The sequence below is a fragment of the Micromonospora sp. CNZ299 genome (genome assembly GCF_002754415.1).
On sequence record NZ_PEFG01000001.1, the window covers coordinates 4,151,457 to 4,165,868 of the forward strand.

At 74.1% G+C, this 14,412-nt stretch carries 1 protein-coding gene; it reads left to right on the forward strand.

The genetic code is table 11. From position 1 onward, the window contains the following. Positions 1-23 precede the first annotated feature (23 nt). Entirely contained in the window at positions 24-14,405 is a 14,382-nt protein-coding gene (locus CLT68_RS33855) for an SDR family NAD(P)-dependent oxidoreductase (RefSeq protein WP_486482233.1), read from the forward strand. Positions 14,406-14,412: the final 7 nt, after the last annotated feature.

Below are 14,412 nucleotides of genomic sequence, written 5' to 3' on the forward strand. Positions count from 1 at the left end.
ACCACCGACGTGCGGAGCTCATGATGGCCACCTCCAACGACAAGCTCGTCGAGGCACTGCGCTCCTCCCTCAAGGAGAACGAGCGTCTGCGCCACCAGCACCGCCGACTCACCGAGGCGCAGCGGGAACCCATCGCCGTCGTCGGAATGGCCTGCCGGTATCCCGGCGGCGTCGACTCGCCCGAGGCCCTCTGGCGACTCGTCGCCGACGGCGCCGGGGCCCTGTCCGACTTCCCGGACGACCGCGGCTGGGACCCGGCCGCCTCGTACGCCCGCCCGGCCGGCTTCCTGGACGCGGCGGGTGAGTTCGACGCGGCGCTGTTCGGCATCTCGCCGCGTGAGGCCGTCGCCATGGACCCGCAGCAGCGGCTGCTCATGGAGACGGCCTGGGAGGCGCTGGAGCGCGGCGGCGTCGACCCGCTCTCGCTGCGGGGCCGCCAGGTCGGCGTCTTCGTCGGCTCCAACACCCAGGACTACGCGTCGGTGCTGATGCGTACGCCGATCGCCGACGAGGGGCACCTGCTCACCGGAAACGCGGCCGCCGTGGTCTCCGGCCGCCTGTCGTACTTCTTCGGCCTTGAGGGCCCGGCCATCACCGTCGACACCGCCTGCTCGTCGTCTCTGGTCGCGCTGCACCTGGCGGTCCAGTCGCTGCGGCAGGGCGAGTGCACGATGGCGCTGGCCGGCGGGGCGACCGTCATGTGCACCACCGGCGCGTTCGAGGAGTTCGAACGACAGGGCGGGCTCGCCGCGGACGGCCGCTGCAAGTCGTTCGCCGCGGCTGCCGACGGCACCGGCTGGGGTGAGGGCGTCGGGCTGCTGCTGGTGGAACGGCTCAGCGACGCCCGCCGGCTGGGCCACCCGGTGCTCGCCGTCATCCGCGGCACCGCTGTCAACCAGGACGGCGCGTCCAACGGCCTCACCGCCCCGAACGGCCCGTCCCAGCAGCGAGTCATCCGCGCCGCCCTGGAGAACGCCGGGCTCACCGGCGCCGACGTGGACGCGGTCGAGGCGCACGGCACCGGCACCGTGCTCGGCGACCCGATCGAGGCGCAGGCGCTGCTCGCCACCTACGGCCGGGACCGGGCAGCGGGCGACCCGCTCTGGCTCGGCTCGATCAAGTCGAACATCGGCCACACCCAGGCCGCCGCCGGTGTCGCCGGGATCATCAAGATGGTCATGGCGATGCGGCACCGCACCCTGCCGCAGACCTTGTCCGTCGACGCGCCCACCCCGCACGTCGACTGGTCGACCGGTGCGGTGGAGCTGCTCACCGAGGCCCGTCCCTGGCCGTCCGGCGACCACCCGGCCCGGGCCGGGGTGTCCGCGTTCGGCGTCTCCGGCACCAACGCCCACGTCATCGTCGAGCAGGCCCCTCCCGGGGACGAGGAGCCGGCCCGCGAGCCGGTCACCGTCCCGGCGCCGCTGCTGCTCTCCGGCCACGACGACGCCGCACTGCACGCCCAGGCGGCCCGCCTCGCCCGTCACCTCACCGACCGCGACGCCGACCCCGGTGACGTCGCGCACTCGCTGGCCACCACCCGCGCCGGTCTGCGGCACCGCGCCGCGATCACCACGACCGACCCGGCAGAACGGCTCGCCGCGCTGACGGCGCTCGCCGAGGGACGCGGCACGGCTGGTGTCGTGCGGGACACCGTCACGCGCGGCCCGCTCGCGTTCGTGTTCTCCGGTCAGGGTTCACAGCGGCCCGGCATGGGTCTGGACCTCTACGACACGTTCCCGGTGTACGCGGAAGCGTTCGACGCGGCCTGCGCCGAGCTGGATCGTCTCCTCGACCGGCCGATCCGCGAGGTGATCGCCGAGGGCGACGACCTGGATCAGACGCTCTACACGCAGACCGCGTTGTTCGCCGTCGAGGTGGCGTTGTTCCGGCTGGTCGAGTCGTTTGGCGTCACTCCGGATTACCTGGTCGGGCACTCGATCGGGGAGATCGCCGCCGCACACGTGTCCGGGGTGCTGTCCCTCGCTGACGCGGCGAAGCTGGTTGCCGCGCGGGGTCGCCTGATGCAGGCCCTGCCGACCGGCGGGGTGATGGTGGCGGTGCGGGCCACGGAGGCTGAGGTGCTGCCGCTGTTGACCGACGGGGTGTCCGTCGCGGCCGTCAACGGTCCGCGCTCGGTGGTGCTGTCCGGCGTGGAAGGCGAGGTCGCCGCCGTCGCCGCCCAGTTCGAGAAGGCCAAGCGGTTGCGGGTCAGTCACGCGTTCCACTCGGTGTTGATGGAGCCGATGCTCACCGAGTTCGCACAGGTCGCAGAGACGTTGACCTACGCGCAGCCGCACATTCCGGTGGTGTCCAACCTGACCGGGCAGATCGTCGACGTGCAGGACGCGGCCTACTGGGTGCGGCACGTCCGGGAGGCCGTGCGGTTCGCCGACGGCATCGCCACCCTGGAAGGCCTGGGAGTCAGCACGTTCGTGGAGATCGGCCCGGACGGGGTCCTGTCGGCCATGGGCGCGGGCTGTGTGGCGGACGCGGTGTTCGTACCCGTGCAACGTTCTGACCGGGACCAACCGACTGCGCTGTTCACCGCCCTCGCCCACGTCTTCGTGCGCGGCGTCGCGGTGGACTGGACGCCGTGCCACCCCGGCGCTCGCACTGTGGACCTCCCCACCTACGCCTTCCAGCGCCGCTACTACTGGCCCGACCTGCCGAAACCCGTGAGCGGCACGCCCGACGAGTGGCGCTACCGGGAGAGCTGGCGGCCCGTCGACGTCGCGCCCACCGAGGCCCTCGCCGGACGGTGGCGCATCGTCGCCGACCCGGCGGACCCGACCGCCCAGCAGCTGCACGACCTGCTGACCCGCCACAGCGCCACCCCGGACATCGCCATCGCCCCGGAGATCACCGACGGGCTGGCCGGCATCCTGCACGTGCCCTCCCGCACCGGCGACCTCGACGCCACGGCCAGCCTGCTCACCCTCATCAGCGCGGCAGACGCCGCCGGCAGCACCGCGCCGATCTGGACCGTCACCACCGGCGCCGTCACCACGGGAACCGACGGCATCGCGCCCGACCCCGCCCAGGCCGCGCTCTGGGGCCTCGGCCGGGTGGCCGCCCTCGAAGTCCCGGACACCTGGGGCGGTCTCGTCGACCTGGCCGGGGACGTCACCGACCAGCTCGTCGCGGTCCTGACCGGCACCACCGGCGAGGACCAGATCGCGGTCCGCGCCGACGGCCTGCATGCCCGCCGCATCGACCGCGCACCCGCCACCGCCGGCGAACCCTGGCAGCCGACCGGCACCGTCCTGGTCACCGGCGGGACCGGGGCGCTGGGCGCCCACGTCGCCCGCTGGGCCGCGCACTCCGGCGCCGACCGGGTCGTCCTGGTCAGCCGCCGTGGCCCGGACGCGCCCGGCCTCGACGCCCTGACCACCGAACTGGCCGGAACCGGGTGCCAGATCACCGCCGCGGCCTGCGACGTCACCGACCGCGCAGCCCTCGCCGCCCTCGTCGCGACGCTCCGCGCGGACGGCACACCGGTCCGCTCGGTCGTGCACACCGCCGGTGTCGCCCACCTGACGCCGCTCACCGGCCTGAGCCCCGCCGACATCAGCGAACTCGGCGCCGCGAAGGTGCTCGGTGCCCGACACCTCGATGAGATTCTCGGCGGCGACCTGGACGCCTTCGTGCTCTTCTCGTCGATCGCGGGCGTGTGGGGCAGCGGCGACCAGGGCGGATACGCCGCCGCGAACGCGTACCTCGACGCCCTCGCCGCCCGCCGCGCCGCCCACGGTCGGCCCGCCACCGCGATCGCCTGGGGTCCGTGGGCCGGCGGCGGCATGGCCGACGCCGACGTCTCCGCCCACCTCGCCCGGCGCGGCATCACCGCCATGAACCCGACCCGCGCCATCGCCGCGCTGGCTCACGCCGTCTCCGCCGGCGACACCACTGTCGTGGTCGCCGACGTGGACTGGTCGCGCTTCGGACCCGCCTTCACGGTACGACGCGACAGCCCTCTGCTCACGCCGCTGCTCGCCAGCGCGCCGGACGAGGCACAGCCCAGCGGTCCGGCCGCCGATCTCCTGGCCGGTCGCACCGCCGAGGAGCGCCGCGCGTACCTGCTGCACCTGGTGCGCAGCGAGGCCGCCGCGGTCCTCGGACACGAGTCCGCCGACGCGGTCCCGGCCGACCGCCCGTTCCGGGAACTCGGCTTCGACTCGCTGACCGCCGTGGAACTGCGCAGCCGCCTCGCCGCCGCGACCGGCCTGCGCCTGCCCACCACCGTCGCCTTCGACTACCCGTACGCCGCCGTCCTGGCCGCCGAGCTGGATGCCCTGCTGTCCGGCGCGGATCGCACCGCGAACACCGCCGCGCCGGCCGTCGGCGTCTCCGACGAACCGATCGCCATCATCGGGATGGCCTGCCGCTACCCGGGCGACGTCGGTTCACCCGAGGACCTGTGGCGGCTCGTCGAGTCCGGCACCGACGCGATCGCCGGTTTCCCCACCGACCGTGGCTGGGACCTGGACTCCCTCTACGACCCGGACCCGGACCAGCCCGGTGCCTCCTACACCCGGGCCGGCGGCTTCGTCGCCGACGTCGCCGGCTTCGACGCGGCGTTCTTCGGCATCTCACCGCGCGAGGCACTGGCCATGGACCCGCAGCAGCGGCTGCTGATGGAGACCGCGTGGGAGGCGGTCGAGCGGGCCGGAATCGACCCCGCCGGCCTGCGTGGCGAGCCCGCCGGTGTCTTCGTCGGGGCGTCCTTCTCCGGCTACGGCACCGGTGACCAGATCGCCGACGGCGTCGAGGGCTACCGGCTCACCGGAACGGCGGCCAGCGTCACCTCCGGTCGCATCGCGTACACCCTCGGCTGGGAGGGCCCGGCCGTCACAGTGGACACCGCCTGCTCGTCGTCGTTGGTGGCGCTGCACCTGGCGGTCCGCTCGCTGCGGTCCGGCGAGTGCTCCCTGGCCCTGGCCGGCGGCGTCACGGTGATGGCCAGCCCGGACGCGTTCGTGGAGTTCTCCCGCCAGCGGGGTCTGTCCGCCGACGGGCGCTGCAAGTCGTTCGCGGCGGGCGCGGACGGCACCGGCTGGTCCGAGGGCGCCGGGCTCCTGCTGGTCGAACGGCTCTCCGACGCGGTCCGCAAGGGTCACCGCGTCCTCGCCGTGGTCCGGGGCACCGCCGTGAACCAGGACGGCGCCTCCAACGGACTGACCGCCCCGAACGGCCCCGCCCAGCAGCGGGTCATCCGGGCGGCACTGGCCGACGCCGGCCTCACCCCGGCCGACGTGGACGCGGTCGAGGCGCACGGCACCGGCACCCGACTCGGCGACCCGATCGAGGCGCAGGCCCTGCTCAGCGCGTACGGCCACGACCGCCCGGCCGATCGGCCACTGTGGCTCGGCTCGGTCAAGTCGAACATCGGGCACACCGTCGCGGCGGCCGGTGTCGCCGGAATCATCAAGATGGTCATGGCGATGCGGCACCGGGTGCTGCCGCGCACGCTGCACGTGGACGCACCCACCCCGCACGTCGACTGGTCCTCCGGGGCGGTGTCCCTGCTCACCCAGGCCCAGCCGTGGCCCGGCGTGGACCGTCCGGCCCGCGCCGCGGTCTCCTCCTTCGGCATCAGCGGCACGAACGCTCACGCGATCCTGGAAGCGCCCTCGACGCCGGAGCCGCAGGTCGCCCCAGAGCCGCAGGTGGTGCCGGAGCCGCAGGCCGTGCTCGTGCCGGCGACGCTGCCGGTGCCGTGGACACTCGGCGCCGCCGAGCCGGCCGCGCTGAGCGCACAGGCCGGGCGGCTGCTGCCGTACCTCGACGCGAATCCGGTCGACGTCGGTCACTCACTCGCCCGGCGCGGTTCGTTCCCGCACCGGGCGGTGGTGTTCGGGCCGGACGCTCTCAACGCGGAGGCCGAGGGGCGGACGGATCCCGGCCTGGTGACCGGTGACGTGGTCGACGGCAGGCTGGCGTTCGTCTTCTCCGGCCAGGGATCGCAGCGACTGGGCATGGGCCTGGGGTTGGCGGCGTCGTTCCCGGTGTTCGCCGAGGTGTTCGACGCGGCCTGCGCGGAGCTGGATCGTCACCTCGACCGGCCGATCCGCGACGTGATCGCCGAGGGCGACGACCTGGATCAGACGGTCTACACGCAGACCGCGTTGTTCGCGGTCGAGGTCGCCCTGTTCCGCCTCGTTGAGTCGTTCGGTGTCACCCCGGATTACCTGGTGGGGCATTCGATCGGTGAGATCGCCGCCGCCCATGTGGCCGGGGTGCTGTCCCTGGCCGACGCGGCGAAGCTGGTCGCCGCCCGAGGTCGTCTGATGCAGGCCCTGCCGGCCGGTGGCGTGATGGTGGCGGTGCGGGCCACGGAAGCGGAGGTGCTGCCGCTGCTGACCGACGGGGTTTCCGTCGCGGCCATCAACGGCCCGCGCTCGGTGGTGCTGTCCGGGATCGCCGACGAGGTGGCAGCCGTGGCGGCGAAGTACAAGTCCAAGCGGCTGCGGGTCAGTCACGCGTTCCACTCGGTGCTGATGGAGCCGATGCTGGCCGAGTTCGCTCAGGTCGCGGAGACGTTGACCTACGCGCAGCCGCGGATCCCGGTCGTGTCCAACGTGACCGGGCAGGTCGCGGAGGCACAGGACGCGGCCTACTGGGTGCGGCACGTACGGGAGGCCGTGCGCTTCGCCGACGGCATCGCCGCCCTGGAGGCCGCAGGCGTCAGCACGTTCGTGGAGATCGGCCCCGACGGGGTCCTGTCCGCGATGGGCGCGGACTGCGTTTCCGACGCGGTGTTCGTACCCGTGCAACGCTCTGACCGCGACCAACCGACCACGCTGCTCACCGCCCTGGCCCAGGTCTTCGTGCGCGGCGTCGCGGTGGACTGGACGCAGTGCCTGACCGGCGGACGCCTCATCGACCTGCCCACCTACGCCTTCCAACACCAGCGCTACTGGCCTGCGGCCACGGTCACCGGCAACGGCGACGCGGTCGACCACCCGCTGCTGGGCGGCATGCTCACCCTCGCTGGCGACGGCGACGAACGGATCTTCACCGGCCGCTGGTCGCGCACCGCTCTGCCGTGGCTCGGCGACCACCAGGTCGCCGGCGACGTCGTCGTCCCGGGCACCGCACTGCTCGAACTCGCCCTCGCCGCCGGTGCCGAGGTCGGCTGCGACCAGGTCGACGATCTCGTCCTCGCCGCCCCGCTGATCCTCGGCGAGCAACGGGTGGAGGTCCAGGTACGCACCGGCGCGGCGGACAACTCCGGCCACCGCGCCGTCACCATCCACGCCAGCTCCGACGGCGACCGGTGGACCACCCACGCCACCGGCACCCTCAGCACCGCCGGGCGCGCCGACGACACCACGCCGACCACCTGGCCGCCCGCCGGGGCCGAGGCGATCGACACCACCGGCCTCTACGACGCCCTGCGCCGCCGGGGCCTCGACTACGGTCCCGCGTTCCGCGGGCTGCGCCAGGCGTGGTTGGGCACCGATGGCGCCGTGTACGCGGAGGTGGAGCTGCCCGACACAGTGGACGGTAGCCGCTACGGCGTGCACCCGGCGCTGCTGGACACCGCCCTGCACCCGCTCGGCCTCGGCGTCCTGGGCAGCGACGACGGTCAGGCCCGGGTGCCGTTCGCGTGGTCCGGCGTCAGCCTGCGGGCTGCCGGCGCGGTCACCGCCCGGGTTCGGCTGGCCGACGCCGGCACCGACGCCGTCAGTGTCCACCTCACCGACACCGTCGGCCGGACCCTGCTGACCGCCGACTCCCTCGTGCTGCGCCGTTTCGCCCAGCGCACCGCCAGCACCGACGGCCTGCACCACCTCGACTGGATCCCGGTCGAGGCGCCCGGCACGTCCGACCGCACCGGAACCGAGGTGCTGCGCGTACCCGACACCGACCCCACCGACCCGGTCACCGCCACCCATGCCACCACCGCCGCCGTCCTGGCCGCGCTGCGCGACGCCGTCGAACGGGACACCCGGCTCGCGATCGTCACCAGCGGCGCGGTCGGCTGCGCTCCCGGCGACCCGGTCACCGATCTCGCCGCCGCAGCAGTCTGGGGCCTGGTCCGCAGCGCCCAGACCGAGAACCCCGGCCGGTTCCTGCTCATCGACACCGACGGCGACGAACAACTGGGCGCGGTGCTCGCCACCGGTGAGGAGCAGATCGCGATCCGGGACGGCGCCCTGCGCGCACCCCGACTGGCCCGGGTCACCGAGCCCGCCGCCAGCCACGACTTCGGCACCGGCACGGTCCTGGTCACCGGCGCGTTCGGCACCCTCGGCCGGCTGGTCACCCGACACCTGGTCGCCCGTCACGGCGTCACCGACCTGCTGCTGCTCAGCCGACGCGGCCCGGACGCCCCGGAAGCCGCCGACCTCACCACGGAACTCGCCGCGCTCGGCGCGACCAGCACCGTCCTGGCGTGTGACCTGGCCGACCGTGACGCTCTCGCCGCAGTGATCGGCAGCGCGGGCAGCCTGACCGGGGTCGTCCACATCGCCGGCGTGATCGACGACGGTGTGGTCACCGCACTCACGCCGGAGCGACTCGGCGCGGTGCTCCGACCAAAGGTCGACGCCGCCTGGCACCTGCACGAACTCACCGCCGGGCACCCGCTGACCGCGTTCGTGATGTTCTCCTCGGCGGCCGGTCTGCTCGGCAGCCCCGGCCAGGCCAACTACGCGGCCGCGAACGCCTTCCTCGACGCCCTGGCCGACCTGCGCAACCGCGCCGGGCTCCCGGCCTCCTCGCTCGCCTGGGGACCCTGGGCCGCCGGCATGGCCGCCGACCTGGACCCGGACGCCGTCCAGCGGATCAGCCGTGGCGGACTGGCCCTGATCACACCCGAGGACGGCCTCGCTCTCCTCGACGCGGCCGGTCAGCGCACCGCTGTCGTTCCGCTGCGGCTCACCTCCGGGCGGACCACGCCGACCACCGTCCACCCGCTCCTACGCAACCTCGTCCGGGCCGGGCGGCGTGGTACTGCCCGGGCCGCCACCGGTGATGCCTCCCTGGTCCAGCGGCTGGGCGCCCTACGCCCGGCCGACCAGCGCGAAGCGCTCCTCGACCTGGTCCGCACCCACGTCGCGAGCGTGCTCGGCCACGGCTCGGGTCAGGCCGTCGCCCCAGGCAAGGCGTTCCAGGAGACCGGGTTCGACTCGCTCGCCGCCGTCGAGCTGCGCAACGGCCTGAACGCGGCGACCGGTCTGCGACTGCCGGCCACCCTCGTCTTCGACCACCCGAGCCCGGCCGCTCTCGCCGCCCACCTGCACGAGACGCTGTTCGGCGCCGACGTGACCGGCCCCCCGGAGGTCACCGCGCCCGCCCGGGCCGACGAGCCCATCGCCATCGTCGGTATGGCCTGCCGCTATCCCGGCGGGATCAGCTCACCCGAGGACCTGTGGCGCCTCGTCGAGTCCGGCAGCGACGCGATCGGTGACTTTCCCGCCGACCGGGGCTGGGACGTGGACCGCCTCTACCACGCCGACCCGGACCACCCCGGAACCTCGTACACCCGCTCCGGTGGCTTCCTCGCCGACGCCGCCGACTTCGACGCCCCGTTCTTCGGGCTCGGCCCACGCGAGGCCCTCGCCACGGACCCTCAGCAGCGGTTGCTGCTGGAAACCTCGTGGGAGGCCTTCGAGCGGGGCGGCATCGACCCGGCGACCGTACGCGGCAGCCGCACCGGCGTCTTCGCCGGAGTGATGTACCACGACTACGTGTCCCGCCTGGACCCCGACGGCGACGCCGTCGAAGGTCTGCTCGGCATCGGCAACGCGGGCAGCGTCATCTCCGGCCGGATCGCGTACACCTTCGGGTTGGAAGGCCCGGCGGTCACCGTCGACACCGCCTGCTCGTCCTCCCTCGTGGCGCTCCACCTGGCCATCCAGGCGATCCGCAGCGGCGAGTGCACGATGGCGCTCGCCGGTGGGGTCACCGTGATGGCCACCCCGGGCACCTTCATCGAGTTCTCCCGCCAGCGTGGGCTCTCCGCCGACGGTCGCTGCAAGTCCTTCGGCGCCGGAGCCGACGGCACCGGCTGGTCCGAGGGCGTCGGCATGCTCGTGGTCGAACGCCTCTCCGACGCCCGCCGCAACGGCCACCCGGTCCTCGCCGTCATCCGCGGCAGCGCCGTCAACTCCGACGGCGCCTCCAACGGTCTGACCGCCCCGAACGGTCCCGCCCAGCAGCGGGTCATCCGCGCCGCGCTGGCCAGCGCAGGCCTGGGCGCCGCCGACGTCGACACCGTCGAGGCGCACGGCACCGGCACGGTGCTCGGTGACCCGATCGAGGCGCAGGCCCTGCTCGCCACCTACGGTCAGAATCGCCCCGACGACCGACCACTGTGGCTCGGCTCGATCAAGTCGAACATGGGCCACACCCAGGCCGCCGCCGGTGTCGCCGGCATCATCAAGATGATCGAGGCGATGCGGCACGGCGTCCTGCCGCGCACCCTGCACGCCGACGATGCCTCCCCGCACATCGACTGGTCCGCCGGCGCCGTCGCACTGCTCACCGAGGAACGGCCGTGGACGGTGGACGGCCGTCCCCGCCGCGCCGCCGTCTCGTCGTTCGGTGTCTCCGGCACCAACGCCCACGTCATCCTCGAAGCCGCTCCCGAGCCCGCCCCGGCACCCCGGCAGCCGCACACCGGGCCGACGATCTGGCCGCTGACCGCGACCACCACCGACGGTGTACGCGACCAGGCGACCCGGCTGCTGGCCCACCTGAAGAGCCACCCCGGACTGGACCCCGCCGACATCGGGCACACCCTCAGCACGCGCGGCACCTTCCCCCGTCGGGCGGTGGTGCTCGGGCGGGACGCCCTCGACGCGGTCGCCGAGGGAAGGACGGATCCCGGCCTGGTGACCGGTGACGTGGTCGACGGCAAGCTCGCGTTCGTCTTCTCCGGTCAGGGGTCCCAGCGGCCCGGCATGGGCCTGGAGTTGGCGTCGTTCCCGGTTTTCGCGGAGGCGTTCGACGCGGCATGCGCGGAGCTGGACCTTCACCTCGACCGGCCGATCCGCGACGTGATCCTCAACGACGCGGAGGCCCTGGACCAGACGGCCTACACGCAGGCGGCCCTGTTCGCCGTCGAGGTCGCCCTGTTCCGGCTGGTCGAGTCGTTCGGTGTCACCCCGGACTTCCTGGTCGGGCACTCGATCGGGGAGATCGCCGCCGCGCACGTCGCCGGGGTGCTGTCCCTCGCCGACGCGGCGAAGCTGGTCGCCGCCCGAGGCCGGTTGATGCAGGCCCTGCCGACCGGCGGGGTGATGGTCGCGGTGCGGACCACCGAGGCGGAGGTGCTGCCGCTGCTGACTGACGGCGTGTCCGTCGCGGCCATCAACGGTCCCCGCTCGGTGGTGCTGTCCGGGACCGCCGACGAGGTCGCCGCGGTGGCGGCGAACTTCAAGAAGTCCAAGCGCCTGCGGGTCAGCCACGCATTCCACTCGGTGCTGATGGAGCCCATGCTCGCCGAGTTCGCTCAGGTCGCGTCAACGTTGAGCTACGCGGAGCCCCGGATCCCGGTGGTGTCCAACCTGACCGGACAGATCGCGGACACGCAGGACGCCGGCTACTGGGTGCGGCACGTGCGGGAGGCCGTGCGGTTCGCCGACGGCATCGCCACCCTGGAGAACCTGGGCGTCAGCACGTTCGTGGAGATCGGCCCCGACGGGGTCCTGTCCGCCATGGGCGCCGACTGTGTGACGGACGCGGTGTTCGTACCCGTGCAACGTTCTGACCGGGACCAACCGACTGCGTTGTTGACCGCCCTGGCCCAGGTCTTCGTGCGCGGCGTCGCGGTGGACTGGGCACAGTGCCACCCCGGTGGACGCCTCGTCGAGCTGCCCACCTACGCCTTCCAGCACCGCCGCTACTGGCCCGCCGGCCCGGCCGCCGCCGCGCGCCGCGACCGCACCGGCCACCCGCTCTTCGACACCGCCGTCACCCTCGCCGAGGCGGGCGGGGAACGCGTCCTCACCGGCCACTGGTCGGCCGCCACCTTGCCGTGGCTCGCCGACCACCGGGTCGACGGCGCCCTCCTGGTGCCCGGAACCGCGCTGGTGGAAGCCGCCCTCGCCGCCGGCACCGGCGACCGCCTCGACGACCTGGTCCTCGCCGCCCCGCTCATCCTGGACGAGGGTGGCGCCCAGATCCAGGTACGGGTCGGCGCGGCCACCGACGAGGGCCGCCGCCCGGTCACCATCCACGCCAGCACCGACGGCGCGACCTGGACCGCCCACGCCACCGGCACCCTCGCTACCACCGACGACGCACCGGTCCTCCCGGTGGGCCGCTCGGCCGCCGCGGCACCGCTGAACGTGGACGGACTCTACGACGAGCTGTTCCGACGCGGCCTCGACTACGGCCCGGCGTTCCAGGGGGTCCGGACCGCCTGGCGCGACACCGACGGCACCCTGCACGCTGACGTCGTCCTGCCGGACGAGGTGGACACCGGCGGCTACGGCATCCACCCGGCCCTGCTCGATGCGGCCCTGCACACCCTCGGCCTCGGCGAGCACACCGGCGACGGTGCCGCCAAGGTGCCGTTCGCGTGGTCCGGGGTCACCGTTCACCAGCCCGGCGCCACCGCCGCCCAGGTCCGCCTGCGCGTCGGCGACGTGGTCCAGGTCACGCTGGCCGACGCCGTCGGCGACCCGGTCGTCTCCGTGGCCGCCCTGCGACTGCGGGCGTACGCGCCGCGGTCGGTGCTGCACCGTCTCGACTGGACGCCGATCGACCTGCCCGACACCGGCGACACCGAGACCGTGATCCTGCGGATCGCGGCGGACGGCAGCGACCCCCTGGCAGCCACCCGCACCGCGACCGCCCGGACGCTCAGCGCCCTCCAGTCGGCCATCGCGGACGACACCCGCCTCACCGTGGTCACCGCCGGCGCCACCGGCCGCGACGTCACCCACCTCTCCGGAGCCGCCGTCTGGGGGCTCGTCCGCGCCGCCCAGTCGGAGCACCCCGGCCGGTTCACCCTGGTCGACGCCGAACCCGGCACCGGCGAGGAGGAGATCCGTGCCGCGGCGGCAGCCGAGCAGTCCCAGATCGCCATCGGTGTGGACGGCGTCTTCACCCCCGACCTCACGCCGTACGTGGCGAGCGACGACGAGGCCGCCGGCCCGGGCACCGGCACCGTGCTGATCACCGGTGCCCTCGGTGGGCTCGGCCCTGTCGTCGCCCACCACCTGGTCACCCGGCACGGCGTCACCGACCTGGTGCTGCTCAGCCGCCAGGGCCCCGACGCTCCGGGCGCCGACTCTCTCGTCCGCGACCTCGCCGCCGCCGGAGCCACCGCCACAGTGGTGGCCTGTGACGCCGCCGACCGCGCCGCCCTCGCCAAGGTGCTCGACGGCCTCCCCGACCTGACCGGGGTGGTGCACCTCGCCGGGATGCTCGACGACGGGGTGGTCACCGCGCTGACCGATGAGCGCGTCGCCACGGTCCTGCGCCCCAAGGCCGAGGCCGCCTGGCACCTGCACGAGCTGACCCGGGACCGGCACCTGACCGCGTTCGTGCTGTTCTCCTCGGCGGCCGGCGTCGTGGGCGGCCCGGGGCAGGGCAACTACGCCGCCGCCAACGCGTTCCTCGACGCGCTCGCCGCCCACCGCCGGCGTGCCGGCCTGCCCGGCACGTCCCTGGCCTGGGGACCGTGGGCGGCCGGCATGGCCGCCACCCTCGCCGGGACCGACCTGGCCCGGATGGCCCGCACGGGCATCCTGCCGATGACCGAGACCCAGGCCCTGACCGCGTTCGACCTGAGCCTCGGCGCCGCGGAACCGGCCCTGGTGCCGCTGCGGCTCGACCCGACGGCCACCCCGGCCAGTGTGCCGGCGGTGCTGCGCGGCCTGCTGCGGGAGGCACCGAAGCGCCGGGCCAGCCGGCGCGGACCGGACCGTACGCTCGCCGAGCAGCTCGCCTCGACCGACCCCGCCGGCCGGAGCGAGACGGTGCTGAACGTGGTCCTCACCCAGGTGGCCGCCACGATCGGCGACGGGGCGGCGCACACCGTCGACCCGGACCTGGAGTTCACCGGCCTCGGGTTCACCTCACTCGCGGCCGTCGAACTGCGCAACGGCCTCAACGCCGCCACCGGGCTCAGCCTGCCGGCGACGCTCACCTTCGACTACCCGACGCCGCGCGCTCTCGCCGACCACCTGCTGAGCACGCTCGCCCCGGCCCGTACGCCGCGTCTGCTCGACGAACTGGCCCGGCTGGAGCAGGCGTTCACCGCCCTCCTGCCGGACGAGGTCGCTGAACTGGCCGTACGCGACGGCGTCGCGGCTCGGCTGAAAGCACTCACCGGCCAGTGGGCCGAGGTGACCGGAGCGGCCGCACCGGTTACCGAAACGCTCGACGAAGCCAGCGACGACGAGCTCTTCGCGTTCATCGACCGCCGCCTCGGCGCGTCCTGACCGGCTC